This window comes from Brachymonas sp. J145, from assembly GCF_036312245.1.
Lineage (GTDB): Bacteria > Pseudomonadota > Gammaproteobacteria > Burkholderiales > Burkholderiaceae_C > Brachymonas > Brachymonas wangyanguii.
This window is the reverse complement of sequence record NZ_JAZDCI010000002.1, coordinates 44,780-62,997: the sequence shown is the minus strand read 5'-3', so window position 1 is coordinate 62,997 and position 18,218 is coordinate 44,780. Positions and strand designations below refer to the sequence as shown.

Below are 18,218 nucleotides of genomic sequence, written 5' to 3'. Positions count from 1 at the left end.
TGCCTGATTGTTTTCAGGAGCAGCTGCCCATGTCCGCCAAGATTGTTGTCGTCTACCATTCCGGCTACGGCCATACCCAGCGCATGGCGCAGGCTGTGGCCGACGGTGCCGGGGCCCGCGCCATCGCCATCGATGCCGACGGCCACTTGCCCGACCCGGCCTGGAAGCTGCTGGATGCAGCCGATGCCATCATCCTGGGCGCGCCTACCTACATGGGCGGTCCGAGCTGGCAGTTCAAGCGTTTTGCCGATGCCACTTCCAAGAAGTGGTTTGTGCAGGCCTGGAAGGACAAGCTGTTTGGCGGCTTTACCAATAGCGCCGGCATGAACGGTGACAAGCAGGGCACGCTGCAGTACTTGCAGACGCTGGCCAGCCAGCATGGCGGCCTCTGGGTCAGCCTGGGCGTGCTGCCCTCCAGCCACAAGGAGGCCAGCCGCAACGATCCCAACTACCTCGGTGCCTACGCCGGTGCCATGGCGCAGACGCCATCTGACGCCAGCGTGGAAGAGATGCTGCAAGGCGATCTGGACACCGCGCGTGCCTATGGCGAACGCGTGGCGGCTGCAGCAGCGCGCTGGCAGCAGGCCTGAGTGCAATCACTTGCCTGCCATGGGTGCTTTGCAGGACCGCGCGGCACCCATGGGCTACCATGGCCCTCACCCCCTGAACCCATCCTGTGTGAGGAGCAATCCATGGATACCTGGCTCGATTCCCTGATCACCGACACCCCGCAACAAGGCTTCGAGCTGGCAATCACGCTCAGCCGCCGCGGCGTCAAGTACACCCAGCCTGATCCGGTCGTACTGAAGGAGTTGCGTGCCCATTACGCTAACTCTGCCGATGCGCTGACCGCGGCATCGCATGTGGTCGCGGTCAACTTCCAGACTGTGGCTGCAGCCAACAACTACTGGCGCAAGTGACAAACCCTCCGGGCGCGGACGGCAGCAGGCCCGGCCGCTAAAATGCCCGGATGTTTGTCCATCTCCGCCTCCACTCCGAATTTTCTGTCGTCGACGGCACCGTCCGTATCGATGACGCCGTAGCCGCTGCCGCCAAAGACGGCCAGCCGGCCATGGCCCTGACCGACCTGAACAATATGTTCGGTGCGGTCAAGTTCTACAAGACTGCGCAGAAGAAGGGCGTGCAGCCGATCCTGGGAGCCGAGGTGATGCTGGAAGACTTGCTGCCTCCAGTCAAGGACCGCCCGCTGCCGCGCGTGCTGCTGCTGGCGCAAGGGCACCAGGGTTATCTGAACCTGTGCGAGCTGCTGTCGCGCGGCTGGATCCATGCCGGCAACAAGCCGCAGGCCAGCCTGCGCTGGGAATGGGTGCAGGAGCTGGCCGATGACCTGATCATGCTGTCGGGCGCGCAGGCCGGTCCGCTCGGCCCGGCGCTGCTGGCTGGCGACATGGAGCAGGCGCACGCCGTGGCAATGCAATGCGTGCAGACTTTCCCGAACCGCTTTTATCTGGAACTGCAGCGTGCCGGCCGCAGTACCGACGAGCCACATGTAATCGCCGCCGTGCAGCTGGCGCAGCGCATGCAGCTGCCGGTGGTGGCCACACACCCGATCCAGTTCCAGTCCCCGGCCGAGTTCGAGGCGCACGAGGCACGCGTCTGTATCGCCGAAGGCGAAATCCTGGGCAACCAGCGTCGTCCGCGCCATTTCACGCAGCAGCAGTATTTCCACAGCAGCGCGCAGATGCAGGCGCTGTTTGCCGATATTCCCTCGGCGCTGGAAAACACCGTCGAGATTGCGAAGCGCACGCACCTGACGCTGACGCTGGGCAAGGCGCAGCTGCCGGACTACCCGATCCCCGATGGCCTGACCATGGACGAGTACTTCCGCCAGCTCTCCTACGAGGGGCTGGAGCAGCGCCTGCAGCATCTCTACCCCGATGCGGCGAAGCGCGATGCCGAGCGCCCGCGTTACGTGGAGCGGCTGGAGTTCGAGCTTGGCACCATCATCAAGATGGGTTTCCCGGGCTACTTCCTGATCGTGCAGGACTTCATCAACTGGGCCAAGGACAACGGCTGCCCGGTGGGGCCGGGCCGTGGCTCCGGTGCCGGTTCGCTGGTCGCCTACGTGCTCAAGATTACCGACCTGGATCCGCTCGAATACAACCTGCTGTTCGAGCGATTCCTGAACCCGGAACGGGTCTCCATGCCCGACTTCGATATCGACTTCTGCCAGACCAACCGTGACCGCGTGATCGATTACGTGAAGGACAAGTACGGCCGCGCTGCAGTGAGCCAGATTGCCACCTTCGGCACCATGGCGGCGCGTGCCGCGATCCGTGACGTTGGCCGCGTGCTGGACCTGAGCTATACCTTCTGCGATGGCATCAGCAAGCTGATCCCGAACAAGCCGGGCAAGCCGGTAACGATCCAGTATCCGCCCGCTGGCCTGAGCGGCGAGGCGCTGGAAAAATACGCGATTGCCGCCGAGCCGCAGCTGGCCGAGCGCATCGAGAACGATGACGAGGTCCGCACGCTGATCGAGATGGCGCAGAAGCTCGAAGGCATGACGCGCAACATCGGCATGCACGCCGGTGGCGTGCTGATTGCGCCGGGCAAGCTGACCGATTTCTGCCCGCTGTACCAGCAGCCCGGCAGCGATTCCGCCGTGAGCCAGTACGACAAGGACGACGTGGAAGCGGTTGGCCTGGTCAAGTTCGACTTTCTGGGGCTGGCCACGCTGACCATCATGGAGCTGGCGCGCGAGTTCATCCGCAAGCGCCACAAGGGCCGCGAGGACTTCAGCTTTGACGACATCCCGCTGGACGACAAGCCGACCTACAAGCTGTTCCAGGATGGCAAGACCGAAGCCGTGTTCCAGTTTGAAAGCCGCGGCATGCAAGGCATGCTGCGCGATGCGCGTCCGACGCGACTGGAAGACCTGATTGCGCTCAACGCGCTGTATCGCCCCGGCCCGATGGACCTGATTCCGAGCTTTGTCGCGCGAAAGCACGGCCGCGAGGAGGTAGAGTACCCGCACCCGCTGGTGGCCGAGATGCTGGGCGAGACCTACGGCATCATGGTCTACCAGGAGCAGGTGATGCTGACAGCGCAGATCCTCGGCGGCTATACGCTGGGTGGCGCCGACTTGCTGCGCCGCGCCATGGGCAAGAAGAAGGCCGAGGAAATGGCCGAGCACCGCCTGATCTTCCGCAAGGGCGCGGCCGGCAACGGCATCAGCGAGCAGAAGGCCGACGAGATCTTCGACCTGATGGAGAAGTTTGCCGGCTATGGCTTCAACAAGTCGCACGCCGCCGCCTATTCGCTGCTGGCCTACCAGACCGGCTGGCTCAAGGTGCACTACACGGCCGAATTCTTCTGCGCCAACATGACGGTGGAAATGGACAACACCGACAAGCTCAAGGTGCTGTACGAAGATGCCTGCAAGATGGGCATGGGCTTCGAGCTGCCGGACGTGAACCGCAGCAACTATCGCTTTGAGCCGGTCACGGATCAGGTGATCCGCTACGGCCTGGGCGCGATCAAGGGCACTGGTGAAAACGCCATCAAGGCGATCACCGATGCGCGCGAGGAGGGCGGGCCGTTCACTAGCCTGTTCGACTTCTGCAACCGCGTTGATCGCACGCGTCTGAACAAGCGCACGGTGGAGGCACTGATCCGTGGCGGCGCCTTTGACAGCCTGCACCTGAATCGTGCCGAGCTGATTGCCAGCGTCGATCTGGCGTTTGAGTTTGCCGCGACCCAGGCCGCCAACGCCAACCAGGGCGGCCTGTTCGACATGCTCGATGGTCCTGGCTCCAGCACCGACGAGCCGCCGCTGGTCGAGGCTGCGCCCTGGGGCATCAAGGAGCGGCTGGTGCAGGAAAAGACTGCCATTGGCTTCTTCCTGTCCGGCCACCTGTTTGACGAGCACGAAACTGAAATCCGCCGCTTTGCGCGCACGCGCCTGGACGACCTGAGCGACAGCCGTGACACCGTGGTGCTGGCCGGCATCGTCAGCGATTTCCGCGTCATCAATGGCCGCAGCGGCAAGCTGGCGCTGTTCAAGCTCGATGACAAGTCCACCGTGTACGAGGTCAGCGCCGACGAACAGGTCTGGGGACAGCAGCCGAGTCTGCTCAAGGACGACGCGCTGATCATCGTGCAGGCAGTGACGCGCTTTGACCGTTTCAGCGGCAACCTGCGCCTGAACCTGGAACAGATCTGGGATCTGCCGGCGGCCCGCGTGCGTTTCGGCAAGTACCTGCTGGCCAGCGTGCAGTTGTCTGCCGATGCGGCTGGCCCGGACCTGCAGCGCGTGCTGCGCGAGCATCCGGCCAAACGCGAGATACTCGATACCGGCGATGAAATCGTGCGCGGCCTGCCGGTGCGCCTGCAGGTGCAGCAGTACTATCCGGACGAGCAGGTGCAGGGCATGCTCAAGCTCGGCGATGCCGCGCGCTTCTATCCGAGCGATGCGGCATTGGCGGGCTGGATGGCGCTGCTGCCGCGTGGGGATGTGCGGGTCGTGTACGAGTGAAGGGCGGGTGACGGGTTTGACAATCCGTCCTGTTCTGGGATGATGGGAAACAATAGCATTGCTACTGTTTTTGCTCATCTATGGCAGTCATAGTCCGGATTGGTCCCATGCGCCCCTCTGTAGCCCTTCGCCACCAACGTCAGGCCGTACTGGCCGCAGCACGGCGCTTCCGCATGTCGCATCCGCGCGTATTCGGTTCGGTGCTGCACGGCACTGATGCAGATGGCAGCGATCTGGATCTGCTGGTGGAAGTGCAGCCGGGCGTGACCCTGTTTGATCTGGGCGGTTTTCAGGACGAAGTACAGCAAATCCTGGGCGTGCAGGTTGATGTGCTGACGCCAGGCGACCTGCCAGCGAAATTCCGCGCCGCTGTCTTGTCCGAGGCACAGCCGGTATGAGCCAGAACCGCTTGCCGGATTATGTCCAGCACATGCAGCAGGCGGCTGCAGATGCCTGCTCTTTCGTGGAAGGGCTGGGCAAGGATGACTTTCTGCAGGACAAGCGCACCCAGCAAGCCGTCATCATGAGCCTGATTATTCTGGGCGAAGCGGCGACCAAGGTTATGTATGCCTATCCGGGTTTTGCTGCCCAGAATGCCAGCATTCCCTGGCGCAACATGCGGGGCATGCGCAATCGCATCGCTCACGGCTACTTTGATATCAATCTGGAGGTGGTCTGGGATACGGTACAGCTGGCCTTGCCACAACTCCTGGGTGACTTGCCGGCTGTGCACCAGGCAGCCCTTCAGCAGGCCTGATCGCGGCAGGGATCAACCCGGCCGAAGCTCCAGCACAATGGTGGCCGGCACGCTACCATCCACATCCTTGGGCAGGGTGCGCGTGCGGTCTACCGCGCGCAGGGCGGCCTGGTCCCAGGCCTTGATCCCGCTTGGGCGGACGATGCGGCGACCGATGATGGTGCCGTCAGGGGCGGCACGTACCTCGATGTCGGTGCGCGGATTGTCGCGATCGTAATCGTTGTAGATGATGTTGGGACGTACCTTGGCGCGGACTTTTGCGGCGTAGCCGGCCGACGGCCCGCCCCTGCTGCGTGCGGCCTGTCCACCGCCCTGGGTGCCCTTGGCCTGGGCAGAGCCAGTGCCTGATCCGCTGCCACCCGCCTGTGCCTGTAACCGCGCCATCTGCGCGGCATGGTCTGCTGCATCGGCGCGCGCGCGCGCAGCAGCGGCGGCATCGGCCTTGCGTTTTTCTGCCGTGGCGGCTGCGGCTTGTTGCTGTTTGCGCGCCTCTGCCTGCTTGCGGTCGGCTTCGGCCTTGTCTCGGGCGGCCTGCTGGCGCTGTTGCTCCTGCTGTTTGCGTGCTTCTGCCTGCTTGCGCTCGGCCTCGGCCTTGTCACGCGCCGCCTGCTGGCGTTGCTGTTCCTGCTGCTTGCGGGCATCGGCCTGGCGCTGTTCCTGTTCCTTGCGGCGGCGTTCGGCGATGTCGGCATCGCGTTGGGCTTGCGCGTGTGCCTGCGCGGCGGCGGCCTGGCCCTCGGCTTGTGCTGCCTTGCGTGCTTCAGCTGCTTCGGCCTGACGCTGCTGGGCAGCCGCGGCGCGCTCGGCGGCCGCCTGCTGGCGTTGTTCGGCCTGGCGTTGTGCTGCAGCGGCTTGCGCCTGCAGTTCAGCGGGGCTGGGAGCCGCAGCTGGCGGCTGCTCCGGCGGCGGGCCGGCATCGCCTCGTGCCCCTTCCTGCTCTGGCTGCGCATCCCAGATTTCGGCAACAAAGCCACTGTCCTGCGGGGCGGTCTTCCATTGCAATCCCAGCGCCAGCAGGCCGATCAGCGTGCCATGCACCAGCAGCGCACCCAGCAGCGGCAGGCCGCGCCGTGGCGTGGCCGGCGGCATCAGCTGCGCATGAGACATCTGCAGGCTGTTCATGTCCCGGATCAGCGCGCCGCGACCGGCTGTACTGCCAGCGCTATGCGCTGCACGCCGGCCTGTTTCAGCTGGCTGTAGACTTGCATCACGCTGTCGTATTGCAGCGTCTTGTCGGCGCTGATCAGCACCGGCACATCGGCCTGGCCGGCCTGGGCCGCCTGCACGGCGCTGGCCAGATCGGTTGTTGTCACGGTCTGCGGCTGGCCCTGGCGATCACGGCCAACGCTGATGGCACCGTCTGCCGTCAGCACTATGCGCACCGCGTCCTGCTGCTGGCTGGCGCTGCTGCCGACACTGGGCAGATCGACGCGTGAAGGCTGGATCATCGGCGCGGTGACCATGAAGATGATCAGCAGCACCAGCATCACGTCGATGAACGGGACCATGTTGATCTCGTTCATGGCACGGCGGCGACGGTGGCGGGGCGCAAATCCGGGCATGACAGGCTCCGCTCAGTGCGCCGCAGCGTGGCTCTGGCGCTGCAGGATGTTGAGGAACTCCTCGGCAAAGGTTTCCATGGCCACCGACTGGCGATCGATATCGCGGCTGAAATGGTTGTAGGCCAGCACCGCCGGAATCGCGGCGAACAGGCCGAGTGCGGTGGCCACCAGGGCTTCGGCGATGCCGGGCGCGACGCTGGCCAGCGTCACCTGTTCCATGGCCGACAGGCCGGTAAAGGCGTGCATGATGCCCCAGACCGTGCCAAACAGGCCGATATAGGGCGAAATGGAGCCGACCGAAGCCAGGAAGGACAGCTTGCCTTCCAGCGTATCCAGCTCGCGCTGGTAGCTGGCGCGCATGGCGCGGCGCGTGCCGTCCAGCGTGGTGGCATCGTCCACCTGGCGCTCGCGCTGCTTGAGGAATTCGCGCATGCCGCTGGCGAACATGCGTTCCAGCGGACCGGCCAATTTGGCGTTCTGGCTGGCGGCGGCGTGCAATTCCTGCAGGCCCTTGCCAGACCAGAAGTTGCGGTCAAATTCGGCGTTTTGCGTGCGCGAGCGGCGCAGCTGGCCGATCTTGGCAAAAATCGCGGCCCAGCTGGCCACCGATACCACCAGCAGTACCGCCATCACGGCCTGCACGATCCAGCTGGCATTCAGCACCAGCTGCAGGATATTCATGTCGTTGTTCATTCCATTCCCTTGTTGGCCGCCCTCAGGCGGTGCCATCCTCGAGTGCCTGCAGCAGATCGGCCGGCATGCGGGCCGACTGCATGCGCTCGGCATTCACCCAGCCGATGCGGATAGTGCCTTCGCACAGCAGCGGCCCGTCCGGGGCACCCAGGCGCGCACTCTGGCCGATCACGACCGAGGCGCGGCCCAGCTGCAGCGGTGTGGCACTGACGCAGAGCACATCGTCCAGTCGTGCCGGACGGTGGTACTTCATTTCGGTGCCGGTGACCACGAACATGCCGCCGGTCTGCTCGCGCAGCGCCTGCTGTTCGATGCCCTTGGCGCGCAGCCATTCGGTGCGTGCCCGCTCGAAGAATTTCAGGTAGTTAGCATAGAAGACGATGCCGCCGGCATCGGTGTCTTCCCAGTAAACGCGGATGGCAAAGTGAAACATGATGTTGCGGTGCAGCAGTCGGTTACAGCTGCTGCAGGCGGGTGATCGCCTGTTGCAGCAGCGGCAGGGCGCTGGCAGTAGAAAAACGCAGGAAGCGGCTGGTATCGGCGGTGCCGAAATCACGCCCCGGCGTGGCCACGATATGGGCGCGCTGCATCAGGGCAAAAGTCGCGTCCCAGCTGTTGTCCACGCCCAGCCGTTCGAACCAGGGACTGCAATCGGCCCAGGCGTAAAAGGCACCATCGGGCATCACCGGCACGTCCAGGCCGAGAGCCTGCAACTGTGGCACGAACCAGTCGCGGCGTGCGCGGAATTCGGCGCGGCGCTGCTCGTACAGCGCCAGGCTCTCCGGTTCGAAGCAGGCCAGTGCCGCATGCTGCGATACCGTGCTGGCGCAGATGAACAGGTGCTGCGCCAGCAGTTCGACCTGGCGTGCCAGTGCCGGCGGCAGCACCAGCCAGCCCAGGCGCCAGCCGGTCATGCAGAAATACTTGCTGAAGCTGTTGATGCTGATGATGTTGTCATCGATTGCCAGCGCGCTGTGGCTGTAGGCATCGTCGTAGCTCAGGCCCAGGTAGATCTCGTCCACGATGGTGACGCCGCCACGGGCCTTGACCACCTCGTGGATGGCACGCAGTTCCTGCGGCGCAATCGAGGTGCCGGTCGGGTTGGACGGCGAGGCCAGCATGACGCCGCGTGTGGCATCGGTCCAGTGCTGCAGCACCTGCTGCGCGCTGAGCTGGAAGCGCTGTTCCGCTGTGGCCGGGATCATGCGTGGCGTGCCACCGGCAACGCTGACAAAGTGGCGGTTGCACGGGTAGCTCGGGTCCGGCATCAGGATCTCGTCGCCGGACTGGATCAGTGCCAGGCAGACCAGTTGCAGCGCGGCCGAGGCACCGGCGGTGACGACGATGCGATCCGGGTCAATCTGCAGGCCAAAACGGTCGGCGTACCACTGGCTGATGCGCTTGCGCAGTGCCGGCAGGCCGTTGGCAGCGGTGTACTGGGTCTGGCCGTCACGGATGCAGCGCTGCGCGGCTTCGGCCACCAGCGGTGCGGCGGTGAAATCCGGCTCGCCGATGTTCAGGTAGAGCATCGGATCGGCACCAGCCGGCAGCCGGGCCTGCAGCGCCTGCGCCGCCTTGGCGATTTCCATCACATGAAAGGGCTCGATATGGCGGGCGCGCTCGGCCAGCCGCAGGGCGGCGGGGCTGCTCATGCGCGCGGTTTGCGGTCGTGCTCGACCTCGGTGGCACGCAGCTGGCCGGCCAGCGCATGCAGGATGCCGTTGACGTACTTGTGGCCATCGGTACCGCCAAAGGACTTGGCCAGCTCGATGCACTCATTGAGCACGACGCGCCACGGCACGTCCAGACAATGCTGGAACTCATACACGCCGATCCACATCACGGCATGTTCGATCGGGGAGATTTCCGGCCAGCTGCGGTCCAGCTGCGGCGTGATCAGGGCGTCCAGCTGTTCGGCCTCGGCCACGCAGCCGTGGAACAGTGCGTCGAAATGCGCCAGATCGCATTTGTGGAAACCGCTCAGGTCGCGCGTGAAGGCGTCAATCGCGGCGGCATCGTTCTTGCCGACCAGGTACTGGTAGAGTGCCTGCACGGTGAATTCGCGTGCCAGACTGCGCGGAGACTTGCCGCTTTTGCTGCGCGGCTTGCCGGCCGTCTTGGCCGGTTTCTGTTGCGCTTGTTGCGGCTGCAGTGAGGCCGCCAGCGCCTGTTCCGGCGTTTGCGGGGTATCGGGGGTATCAGGAGTCTGCATGGTGGATCAACTTGCCATGGTTTGCATCAGCAGCGCCATTTCCACGGCCACGCGGGCAGCATCAACGCCTTTTTCGACCTGGCGTGCCTGGGCCTGCTCCAGGTTCTCGACCGTCAGGATGGCGTTGGCAATCGGCAGCGCATGGTCCAGCGACACACGCGTGACGCCGGCACCGGATTCATTGGCCACCAGCTCGAAGTGGTATGTCTCGCCGCGGATGATGCAGCCCAGCGCGATCAGCGCGTCGTAGCCGGAGCGGTCGGCCAGCGCCTGCAGCGCCAGCGGCACTTCCAGTGCACCTGGCACCTGCACCAAGGTGACGTGCTTGGCCTTGACTCCCAGCTCCATCAACTCGGACAGGCAGGCTTCGGTCAGGGTGTCGGTGATGTCGGCGTTCCAGCGGGCCTGCACGATGCCGATGCGCAGCTTCTTGCCATCCAGCTGGCTGGTGATTTCGGGGGAGCCCTTGTTGGCGTCTTTCATGGATGTTTCTCTCAGATAGGGTTCAGGACTGGCTGGGCGGGGAGGTGAAGCCGACCACTTCCAGGTCGTAGCCGGCCATGCTCGGCATGCGGCGCGACTTGCCCATGATGTTGATTTTGCGCACGCCGCACTCGCGCAGCACCTGGGCGCCAATGCCGTAGCTGCGCAGGTCGTGGCTGCGGTTGCCCGGGGCCACGCTGGGTTGCGCCGTACCGTTGAACTGGGCTAGCAGCTGCTCGGCGCTTTCGCCGCAGTTCAGCAGCACCACCACGCCGCGCTGCTGGGCGTGGATGTAGCGCAGACTGTCTTCCAGGCTCCAGCTGTGCAGCTGGCGATCGACCTCGAGTGCGTCCAGCACCGACAGCGGCTCGTGCACGCGCACCGGCACTTCGTCGGCCTCGTCCCAACTGCCCTTGACCAGCGCCAGATGCAGGTTGCCGCTCGGCAGGTCCTGGTAGGCGTGCGCCATGAATTCGCCGTGCGCCGTCATCAGCTTGCGGCTGGCCATCTTGCGGATCATGGATTCGGTGCGGCTGCGGTGCTCGATCAGGTCGGCAATGGTGCCGATCTTCAGGCCGTGCTCGGCGGCAAATTTCTGCAGGTCGGGCAGGCGCGCCATGGTGCCGTCATCGTTCATGATCTCGCAGATCACGGCGGACGGGCTGGTGCCGGCCATGCTGGCCAGGTCGCAGCCGGCTTCGGTATGGCCGGCGCGCATCAGCACGCCACCATCCACCGCCTGCAGCGGGAAGATATGGCCAGGCTGCACCAGATCGCTGGCCTTGGCATCGGGTGCCACGGCGGCCTGCACGGTGCGGGCACGGTCAGCGGCGGAGATGCCGGTGGTGACGCCTTCGGCGGCCTCGATGGAGACGGTGAAGGCGGTGGCGTAGACGGTGCCGTTGTTAGTCGTCATCGGCGACAGGCCCAGGTGCTGGCAGCGCTCGCGCGTCAGCGTCAGGCAGATCAGGCCGCGGCCATAGCGTGCCATGAAGTTGATGGCTTCGGGCGTGACATGGTCGGCGGCCAGGATCAGGTCACCTTCGTTTTCGCGGTCTTCGTCATCGATCAGGATCACCATCTTGCCCGCGCGCATGTCGGCCACGATATCGGCCACGGGGGAGATGGGAGCGAGCACGGCATCGGCCGGCGCACGGGAAGTATCGGTCATGGGTATCTTCAAGTGGGCGCCCGCGTTGGGCGCTGCTGGGAGGGGTATTTCCCTATTATCGCGCATTGGGCTGCCAGCGCCAGCCATTTGGCGCTGGCTCCCTGCTGGCGATGGGGCCTCGTCAGCCTTGGCCGTCTTGTCGGCGCTGTGCCGCCTGCAGCGCCATGAAGGTCCACAGCAGCAGCAGGCTGGCGCCCCAGACGCTGGCCATGCCGATCGCCAGCTTCAGCCCGCTGCCAAATAGCAGCGGCACGACAAAGCCGGCCACCGTGGCAAACACCGACATCTGCACAAAGGACTGCATCGATGCCGCCATGCCCTGGTTGCGCGGAAAGTAGTCCATCGCCGCCATGGTCACGCTGGGCGTGAGGAAGGACAGGCCAAAGGAATAGGCAAACAGCGGCAGCACCGCCCAGGGCACGCTGATGGCCGGACCGGCCCACAGGTTGTAGCCCAGGTTGAGGGCTACACCCAGGCCGGTGATCCAGTAGGCCAGCACGACGAAGCGGCGCCGTGTCAGCCGCGTCGCCAGCCGCGCGGCCAGCGCCGAGCCGGTGATCAGGCCGCCGACCAGCGGGATGAACATCCAGCCGAAATCGGTTTCCTCCAGGTGCAGCAGATCCATGATGAAGTGTGCAGCCGAGCCGACGTAGAGCGAGAAGCCGGCAAAGGCCAGCGCCATCAGGAACACCAGCAGCATGAAGCGCAGGTGGGTGACCGAGGACAGATAGCCGCGCGCCAGCTGCGAGGCCTTGAATGGCTGGCGTTTTTCCTCCGGCAGGCTTTCCGGCAGATAGCGCCAGCACAGCACCAGCAGCAGCGCGCCGAAGACCGCCGAAGCACCGAAAATCCAGCGCCAGCCCAGGTGCACCTCGAGCCAGCCGCCCATGATGGGCGCCAGCGCCGGCGCCAGGCCAAACACCATGGTCATGTGCGACATCATGCGCTGCGCATCCGGGCCGTGGAACAGGTCGCGCACCACGGCACGGCCAACGACACCGCCACCGCCCGATCCCAGCCCTTGCAGCACGCGGAAAGCCAGCAGCCATTCGATGCTCGGACTGAATGCCGCACCAATCGAGGCCAAGGTGTAGAGCACCAGCGAGCCCAGGATCACCTTGCGCCGGCCAAAGGCATCGGACAGCGTGCCATAGAACAGCATCATGCCGGCCATGGCGTAGAGGAACAGGCTGAGCGTCTGCTGCATCAGCACATCGGTGGTGCCGAGATCGGCCCGGATCGAACGGAACGCGGGCAGGTAGGCGTCGATCGCCAGCGGGCCGACCATGGTCAGCGCCGACAGCAATAGCAGCATGCGGAAATAAAAGGACATCCCGTGAATGTAGCCGGGAATGGCGCGCGCAAACGGGACGCAGTTGCAATGCGCTGTAACGCCAGTCGGAGATCAGCGGGCCAGAAAAACGGCATGCCGTCAATGACCGCATGCCGTCCGGGGCAGGCCACAGCCTGCCAGGAGTGCTGCCGGATTACTGCGCCGTCCAGCCGCCGTCCATGTTCCAGGCCGCACCCACGATGTTGTTGCCGGCCGGCGAGCAGAAGAACACCGCTAGCGCGCCCAGCTCTTCGGGCGTGGTGAAGCGCAGCGAGGGTTCCTTTTCGCCCAGCAGGTCCTTTTGTGCCTGCTCCACGCTGATGCCTTGTGCGGCAGCGCGATCATCGATCTGCTTTTGCACCAGCGGGGTCAGCACCCAGCCCGGGCAGATTGCGTTGCAGGTCACGCCGTTCTGGGCGTTTTCCAGTGCCACGGCCTTGGTCATGCCGACAATGCCGTGCTTGGCGGCGACGTAGGCGGTCTTGCCGGCCGATGCCACCAGGCCGTGGATGGAGGCCACGTTGATGATGCGGCCCCAGCCGGCCTGCTGCATGGCCGGCAGTGCCAGGCGCATGGTGTGGAAGGCGCTGCTCAGGTTGATGGCGATGATGGCGTCCCACTTTTCGACCGGGAAGGATTCGATGTTGGACACGTGCTGGATGCCGGCGTTGTTGACCAGGATGTCGACGCGGCCGAATTCCTGCGCGGCAAACTGCATCATGGCTTCGATCTGGTCCGGCTTGCTCATGTCGGCGCCGTGGTAGGCCACGCGCACGCCGTGGTCACGACCGGCTTCCAGTACTTCGCGCTGCGGCCCGTCGGCATCGCCAAAACCGTTCAGTACCACGTTGGCACCCTGGGCCGCCAGTGATTTGGCAATGCCCAGACCGATGCCGCTGGTGGAACCGGTAACCAATGCCGTCTTGCCTTTCAACATGTGTCTCTCCTCGCAAATAGGTGAATATCAGGTAGTATCAAAAATCATCATAACAGCGCCGCGGGGCCAGATTATTGGCATCCCTACGGCGAGCGAGGAGACAACATGACGACATCGGCACCCGCCCTTCATCACATGGTTTGCAACGCAGGGCCGCAGGCCTTCCGGCAGGCCTGGTGGCAGTGGGGCCAGCCTGATGCCGCGCACGTGGTGGTCTGTGTGCACGGCCTGACGCGTCAGGGCCGCGACTTTGACGCGCTGGCCCAGACGCTGCTGGCCGATGCCGCTGCGCGTGGTCTGCCGCCACTGCGCATCATCTGCCCGGACATTGCCGGTCGTGGCCAGAGCGAATGGCTGCGTGACCACACGCTGTACCAGGTACCGGTTTACGTGGGCGCCATGCTGCAGCTGCTGGCGCACTTGCAGCAGCAGGCTCCCATCACCCGTCTCGACTGGGTCGGTACCAGCATGGGCGGCCTGATCGGCTTGGGCATGACGGCGGCGCAGGCAATGCCGGTCTGGCCGCAGGGCGTGCCGCACTTCAGCCGCATGGTGCTGAATGATGTGGGCCCGACGCTGTCCTGGCAGGCGCTGAGCCGCATCGGCAGCTATGTGGGCGACACCGGTCATTTCGCCAGTGAGGCAGAGGCAGTGGCGCATCTGCGTGAACGCTTTGCCGCCTTTGGCCCGCATTCGGATGAGGAATGGACGCAATTGAACCAGGCGCAGCTGATGCCGCACCCGCAGGGCGGCTGGCGTCAGCATTATGATCCGGCGATTGGCCGTGCCTTTGGCGATATCAGCCAGGACGCCTGGGCGCAGGGCGAGGCCATGCTGTGGCAGATGTACGACGCGATCCAGGCGCCGCTGCTGCTGCTGCGCGGTGCCGATTCCGATCTGCTGCCGCACGAAACCGCGCAGGCCATGCGGCAGCGCGGCCCGCGCGCCCAACTGGTCGAGTTTGCCGGCGTTGGCCATGCGCCCACCATCGTGGCGCAGGACCAGCGTGATGCCGTCACCGGTTTCCTGCTGAACCCCTTGCCGGAGCCTGAAGCCCAGGCTGCCTGATATTTTTTTTGTGCCGCAGCGGCACCCTGAAGAAAGACATGAACACTGGACAGAATCCCGTCCCACCCTTGCCCCAGCCGGGACAGGGGGTGTCGGACGTGGTGCAGGCCGCCTCGGACATGCTGCCGGAATCGGCAGACATCCTGACGCGGGCGCGCCATTTTGCCGCGCCGCTGCTGGCCAACAGCAAGCTGGGCACCGGCGAGAACGAACTGCAGCATGCCGATGGCATGGCGCGCATCCTGGAACAGATGGGGGGTGCGCCGGCGCTGCAGGCGGCGTCCTACCTGATCTATACCGCCTCGCACCTGAGCAAGCCCGAGGACATCATCGGCCAGAACTTTGGCCAGGAATACACCGAGCTGGTGCTGCAGGCGATGCGCCTGATGCAGCTGCAGAAGCACCACCGCGAACAGGGTCGCGACCAGGTCGCCGACATGTCGAGCCAGCTCGAGGCGGTGCGCAAGATGCTGCTGGCGTTCTCGCGCGACCTGCGCGTGCTGCTGCTGCGGCTGGCATCGCGGCTGCAGACGCTGCGCCACTTTGCCGCCAGCAAGAGCGAATGCCCGTATGCCATGGCCTACGAATCGCTGCATGTGCTGGCACCGCTGGCCAACCGGCTCGGTATCTGGCAGATCAAGTGGGAGCTGGAAGACCTGGCGTTCCGCTTTCTCGAGCCCGATGTCTACCGCGATGTGGCGCGACTGCTGGACGAGAAGCGCGTCGAGCGCGAGCAGCGCGTGGAGCGCCTGCGCATGCAGGTGCATGAGGGCCTGCTGGGCCAGGGTATCAGCGCCAGCCTGCAGGCGCGGCCCAAGCACATCTACAGCATCGTCAAGAAGATGCGCGGCAAGAAGCTGGAGTTTGACCACATCTACGACGTGATGGCGCTGCGCGTCATCGTGCCGGAGCTGAAGGACTGCTATGCGGCACTGAGCTGGGTGCACAGCACTTTCGAGGCGGTGCCGTCCGAATTCGATGACTACATCGTCAAGCCCAAGGCCAACGGCTATCAGTCGCTGCATACGGTGGTGATGCATGCCGAGGAGGGCCATCCGAGGCGGCCGCTGGAGATCCAGATCCGCACCCAGGCGATGCACGACCATGCCGAAACCGGCGTGGCGGCGCATTGGGCCTACAAGGAAGCCGGAGCCAAGGGCTATGCCGGCCACAGCGCCAACAGCAGCTACGACAGCAAGATCGCAGCGCTGCGCCAGCTGCTGGCCTGGGAGCGTGATTTTGCCCAGACTGGCAGTGAGCAGCCCGGAGGCCCAAGCGCCGGCACCCAGCATGCCTTGCTGGAAGACCGCATCTATGTGCTGACGCCCGATGCCGCGATTGTCGAGTTGCCGCAGGGGGCCACGCCGGTGGACTTTGCCTATGCGGTGCATACTAGTGTCGGCCACCGCTGCCGTGGTGCACGCGTGGACGGCCAGATGGTGCCGCTGCAGACCAAATTGCAGAGCGGCCAGACGGTGGAAGTCGTCACCGTCAAGGAAGGTGGCCCGTCACGCGACTGGCTGAATCCGGAGCAGGGCTATCTGGTCAGCAACCGCGCGCGTGCCAAGGTGCGTGCCTGGTACAACGCGCAGATCACGCAGGAAACCGTGGCGCGCGGCCGCGAGGCGGTGGAAAAACTGCTGCAGCGCGAAGGCAAGACCTCGACCAACCTGGTGCATCTGGCCGAGCAGTTGGGTTTTGACAGCCCGGATGCGCTGTTCGAGGTGGTGGGCAAGGACGAGTTCTCGCTGCGCAATATCGAGGCCGTGCTCAAGCCGCAGGCACCACAACTGACCGAGGATGAGGTGGTGCTGCAGAAGACCACCGCCATGGGCGAACGCGCCCGGCGTGCCGGCCAAAAGGGTGGCGTGCTGGTGGTGGGCATGGGGTCGCTGCTGACGCAGCTCGGCAAGTGCTGCAAGCCGGCACCACCTGATGCGATTGGCGGCTTTGTCACGCGCGGCAAGGGCGTGAGCGTACACCGGCTGGATTGCGCCAACTACCGCAGCATGGTGCGCGATCATCCCGAACGCTGTATCGATGTGGAGTGGGAAGGATCTGACAGCACGGCCGGGCAGTACCCGGTGGACGTGCTGATCCAGGCCAATGCGCGTACCGGCCTGCTGCGCGACATCAGCGAGCTGTTTGCCGCCGAGAAGATGCCGGTGCTGGGCATGCACAATGATGTCAGCAAGGGCATCACGCACATGACCATGACGGTGCAGGTGAGCGATACGCACAAGCTGGGCAAGGTGCTGCACGCCTTGCAGGGACTGCCAGGGGTGCATGGCGCGCGCCGTCGATGAAAAAATGTGGAAAGTTGACCGCACGTCTTGCACAAACGCAAAAATCCGGTCTATAATCTCACTTCTGAACAAGTTTCAGGCGCGTAGCTCAGTTGGTTAGAGCACCACCTTGACATGGTGGGGGTCGCTAGTTCGAATCTAGTCGCGCCTACCAATATAGAAAGCACCCAATGTAAAAATTGGGTGCTTTTTTATTGTCTGAAGGCCGGATTTTCCCTGTCATGCAGGGCTTGGTGTTACTATCCGCTGTGGCAGTCCCTATACTGTGCGCTTGCTGCTAGGGCATGCCCATGCTTGGCATTCATACACGTTGACAGGGAGCAGATAACATGAAAAACCGTTTCTTCACCATGCTGGCCGCACTGGCCCTGATGCTGGGCGTAGCCGGCACTGCCCAGGCGCAGGCCGTGGTCAGCAAGACATCGACCGCGCAGCTGGAATCCATCATGAAACAGGAAGGCTACAGCTACACCGTCGACAAGGATGGCGATCTGGTCTGGAAAATCGATGGCTATTCGGCGTTGCTGCTGATTCCCAAGGACAAGGAATCGATCCTGTTCCGTGCCTCGTTTGACCGGAACGTGCCGCTGAGCCGCATCAACAGCTGGAACCGCACCAAGAAATACTCCCGCAGCTACCTGGATGACGAAAACGACCCGGTGCTGGAACTCGACCTGGATCTGGAAGGTGGCGTGACGCAGGCGCGTATCGTGAGCTTCCTGAAAACCAGCAATATCTCGTTCAGCGTCTGGCGCAATGAGGTGCTGGTGGGCGACGAATAAGCGCTTGCTGCCATACGGACAGACAGGCACCTGGGGCTGATGCGCCAGGTGCCTTTTTCTTGTCTGCTCCCGTGTGACTGGCCAGGATGTCAGTCACGGTACTGCCCGATGGCCTCGAGTTGAGCATAGGCAGCGGCCGTACTGCGAGCCAGTGTGGCCTTTGCCATCTCGACAAACTGGCAGGTCTTGTTGGCATCGGAATGCAGGCCGCGAGAGCGGATATGGAACTGCATGCGAAGATCCCGACGCAGATCCTCTGCCGCGTCGGATGCCTGGATCAAATGCCGGCTGGCTTCTTGCAAGGCATTCATCAGCTTCTCGAGATGCGGCCCCATATGGCTGCTCAGAGGACCCTCTGATGGGTATTCGTCCATCTCCTCATCAAGACTGGTGTGACGGTATGGTGCTGGTTTCAT

At 64.3% G+C, this 18,218-nt stretch carries 19 protein-coding genes and 1 tRNA gene; 9 read left to right on the top strand and 11 right to left on the bottom strand.

The features are described from left to right. Window positions 1-29 precede the first annotated feature (29 nt). From V1261_RS02600 to V1261_RS02580, 5 genes are all read left to right on the top strand, one after another. Window positions 30-590, top strand: coding sequence for a flavodoxin family protein (locus V1261_RS02600; protein ID WP_329769881.1), 561 nt, complete (start codon window positions 30-32; stop codon window positions 588-590). Window positions 591-692: 102 nt separating this feature from the next. Beyond that, a complete protein-coding gene (locus V1261_RS02595; RefSeq protein ID WP_329769880.1) occupies window positions 693-920 on the top strand; it encodes a hexameric tyrosine-coordinated heme protein in 228 nt (75 codons plus the stop codon). A 50-nt stretch (window positions 921-970) separates the two neighbouring features. Continuing rightward, window positions 971-4,498, top strand: coding sequence for a DNA polymerase III subunit alpha (gene dnaE, locus V1261_RS02590; RefSeq protein WP_329769879.1), 3,528 nt, complete (start codon window positions 971-973; stop codon window positions 4,496-4,498). 107 nt (window positions 4,499-4,605) lie between these two features. Next, window positions 4,606-4,896, top strand: coding sequence for a nucleotidyltransferase family protein (locus tag V1261_RS02585; RefSeq protein ID WP_329769878.1), 291 nt, complete (start codon window positions 4,606-4,608; stop codon window positions 4,894-4,896). After that, a complete protein-coding gene (locus V1261_RS02580) occupies window positions 4,893-5,255 on the top strand; it encodes a HepT-like ribonuclease domain-containing protein (protein WP_329769877.1) in 363 nt (120 codons plus the stop codon). The genes V1261_RS02585 and V1261_RS02580 overlap by 4 nt, the downstream gene beginning before the upstream one ends. A gap of 12 nt (window positions 5,256-5,267) precedes the next feature. On the opposite strand, the gene tolA is transcribed toward V1261_RS02580, so the two are convergent. The 10 genes from tolA to V1261_RS02530 form a co-directional block, all read right to left on the bottom strand. Beyond that, window positions 5,268-6,377, bottom strand: a complete 1,110-nt coding sequence (gene tolA, locus V1261_RS02575; protein WP_329769876.1) for a cell envelope integrity protein TolA — start codon at window positions 6,375-6,377, stop codon at window positions 5,268-5,270. A gap of 8 nt (window positions 6,378-6,385) precedes the next feature. After that, window positions 6,386-6,817 carry a protein TolR gene (tolR, locus tag V1261_RS02570; protein WP_329769875.1) on the bottom strand — a complete coding sequence of 144 codons (432 nt, stop codon included), beginning with the start codon at window positions 6,815-6,817 and terminating at the stop codon, window positions 6,386-6,388. Window positions 6,818-6,829: 12 nt separating this feature from the next. Further along, window positions 6,830-7,510: a protein TolQ gene (tolQ, locus tag V1261_RS02565; RefSeq protein ID WP_329769874.1), complete on the bottom strand. Its 681-nt coding sequence runs from the start codon at window positions 7,508-7,510 to the stop codon at window positions 6,830-6,832. Between the two features lie 22 nt (window positions 7,511-7,532). Then, a complete protein-coding gene (gene ybgC / locus V1261_RS02560) occupies window positions 7,533-7,946 on the bottom strand; it encodes a tol-pal system-associated acyl-CoA thioesterase (protein WP_329770118.1) in 414 nt (137 codons plus the stop codon). A gap of 19 nt (window positions 7,947-7,965) precedes the next feature. Then, on the bottom strand, window positions 7,966-9,144 hold the full coding sequence (locus tag V1261_RS02555) for a pyridoxal phosphate-dependent aminotransferase (protein ID WP_329770117.1): 1,179 nt from the start codon (window positions 9,142-9,144) through the stop codon (window positions 7,966-7,968). A gap of 14 nt (window positions 9,145-9,158) precedes the next feature. Then, window positions 9,159-9,722 carry a transcription antitermination factor NusB gene (gene nusB / locus V1261_RS02550; protein ID WP_436231776.1) on the bottom strand — a complete coding sequence of 188 codons (564 nt, stop codon included), beginning with the start codon at window positions 9,720-9,722 and terminating at the stop codon, window positions 9,159-9,161. 6 nt (window positions 9,723-9,728) lie between these two features. Then, window positions 9,729-10,205 carry a 6,7-dimethyl-8-ribityllumazine synthase gene (gene ribH / locus V1261_RS02545; RefSeq protein ID WP_329769873.1) on the bottom strand — a complete coding sequence of 159 codons (477 nt, stop codon included), beginning with the start codon at window positions 10,203-10,205 and terminating at the stop codon, window positions 9,729-9,731. Window positions 10,206-10,227: 22 nt separating this feature from the next. After that, the gene (ribBA, locus tag V1261_RS02540; RefSeq protein WP_329769872.1) at window positions 10,228-11,376 is read right to left on the bottom strand and encodes a bifunctional 3,4-dihydroxy-2-butanone-4-phosphate synthase/GTP cyclohydrolase II; all 1,149 of its coding nucleotides are present in this window, start codon (window positions 11,374-11,376) and stop codon (window positions 10,228-10,230) included. Window positions 11,377-11,497: 121 nt separating this feature from the next. After that, the gene (locus V1261_RS02535; protein ID WP_329769871.1) at window positions 11,498-12,709 is read right to left on the bottom strand and encodes a multidrug effflux MFS transporter; all 1,212 of its coding nucleotides are present in this window, start codon (window positions 12,707-12,709) and stop codon (window positions 11,498-11,500) included. Between the two features lie 154 nt (window positions 12,710-12,863). Continuing rightward, complete coding sequence (locus tag V1261_RS02530; protein ID WP_329769870.1) at window positions 12,864-13,646, bottom strand: 3-hydroxybutyrate dehydrogenase; 783 nt, start codon at window positions 13,644-13,646, stop codon at window positions 12,864-12,866. Window positions 13,647-13,751: 105 nt separating this feature from the next. Here V1261_RS02530 and V1261_RS02525 point away from each other — a divergent pair, with 105 nt between their 5' ends. The 4 genes from V1261_RS02525 to V1261_RS02510 all read left to right on the top strand — a co-directional run bounded on the left by V1261_RS02525 (window position 13,752) and on the right by V1261_RS02510 (window position 17,802). Next, window positions 13,752-14,714, top strand: coding sequence for an alpha/beta fold hydrolase (locus V1261_RS02525; protein WP_329769869.1), 963 nt, complete (start codon window positions 13,752-13,754; stop codon window positions 14,712-14,714). 38 nt (window positions 14,715-14,752) lie between these two features. Beyond that, window positions 14,753-17,020 (top strand): RelA/SpoT family protein, encoded by a 2,268-nt coding sequence (locus V1261_RS02520; RefSeq protein ID WP_329769867.1) that lies wholly within the window; start codon window positions 14,753-14,755, stop codon window positions 17,018-17,020. A gap of 77 nt (window positions 17,021-17,097) precedes the next feature. Further along, window positions 17,098-17,174, top strand: a tRNA-Val gene (locus V1261_RS02515). A 175-nt stretch (window positions 17,175-17,349) separates the two neighbouring features. After that, on the top strand, window positions 17,350-17,802 hold the full coding sequence (locus V1261_RS02510) for a YbjN domain-containing protein (protein WP_329769866.1): 453 nt from the start codon (window positions 17,350-17,352) through the stop codon (window positions 17,800-17,802). Window positions 17,803-17,891: 89 nt separating this feature from the next. Here V1261_RS02510 and V1261_RS02505 read toward each other — a convergent pair whose 3' ends face one another. Continuing rightward, window positions 17,892-18,218, bottom strand: a complete 327-nt coding sequence (locus V1261_RS02505; protein WP_329769865.1) for a hypothetical protein — start codon at window positions 18,216-18,218, stop codon at window positions 17,892-17,894.

What these genes read in the sequence shown, in the direction of transcription:
- V1261_RS02600 (WP_329769881.1), top strand. Translation starts at nt 30, where the DNA reads ATGTCCGCCAAGATTGTTGTCGTCTACCATTCCGGCTACGGCCATACC.
- V1261_RS02595 (WP_329769880.1), top strand. Translation starts at nt 693, where the DNA reads ATGGATACCTGGCTCGATTCCCTGATCACCGACACCCCGCAACAAGGC.
- dnaE (WP_329769879.1), top strand. Translation starts at nt 971, where the DNA reads ATGTTTGTCCATCTCCGCCTCCACTCCGAATTTTCTGTCGTCGACGGC.
- V1261_RS02585 (WP_329769878.1), top strand. Translation starts at nt 4,606, where the DNA reads ATGCGCCCCTCTGTAGCCCTTCGCCACCAACGTCAGGCCGTACTGGCC.
- V1261_RS02580 (WP_329769877.1), top strand. Translation starts at nt 4,893, where the DNA reads ATGAGCCAGAACCGCTTGCCGGATTATGTCCAGCACATGCAGCAGGCG.
- tolA (WP_329769876.1), bottom strand. Translation starts at nt 6,377, where the DNA reads ATGAACAGCCTGCAGATGTCTCATGCGCAGCTGATGCCGCCGGCCACG.
- tolR (WP_329769875.1), bottom strand. Translation starts at nt 6,817, where the DNA reads ATGCCCGGATTTGCGCCCCGCCACCGTCGCCGCCGTGCCATGAACGAG.
- tolQ (WP_329769874.1), bottom strand. Translation starts at nt 7,510, where the DNA reads ATGAACAACGACATGAATATCCTGCAGCTGGTGCTGAATGCCAGCTGG.
- nusB (WP_436231776.1), bottom strand. Translation starts at nt 9,722, where the DNA reads ATGCAGACTCCTGATACCCCCGATACCCCGCAAACGCCGGAACAGGCG.
- ribH (WP_329769873.1), bottom strand. Translation starts at nt 10,205, where the DNA reads ATGAAAGACGCCAACAAGGGCTCCCCCGAAATCACCAGCCAGCTGGAT.
- ribBA (WP_329769872.1), bottom strand. Translation starts at nt 11,376, where the DNA reads ATGACCGATACTTCCCGTGCGCCGGCCGATGCCGTGCTCGCTCCCATC.
- V1261_RS02535 (WP_329769871.1), bottom strand. Translation starts at nt 12,709, where the DNA reads ATGTCCTTTTATTTCCGCATGCTGCTATTGCTGTCGGCGCTGACCATG.
- V1261_RS02530 (WP_329769870.1), bottom strand. Translation starts at nt 13,646, where the DNA reads ATGTTGAAAGGCAAGACGGCATTGGTTACCGGTTCCACCAGCGGCATC.
- V1261_RS02525 (WP_329769869.1), top strand. Translation starts at nt 13,752, where the DNA reads ATGACGACATCGGCACCCGCCCTTCATCACATGGTTTGCAACGCAGGG.
- V1261_RS02520 (WP_329769867.1), top strand. Translation starts at nt 14,753, where the DNA reads ATGAACACTGGACAGAATCCCGTCCCACCCTTGCCCCAGCCGGGACAG.
- V1261_RS02510 (WP_329769866.1), top strand. Translation starts at nt 17,350, where the DNA reads ATGAAAAACCGTTTCTTCACCATGCTGGCCGCACTGGCCCTGATGCTG.
- V1261_RS02505 (WP_329769865.1), bottom strand. Translation starts at nt 18,218, where the DNA reads ATGAAACCAGCACCATACCGTCACACCAGTCTTGATGAGGAGATGGAC.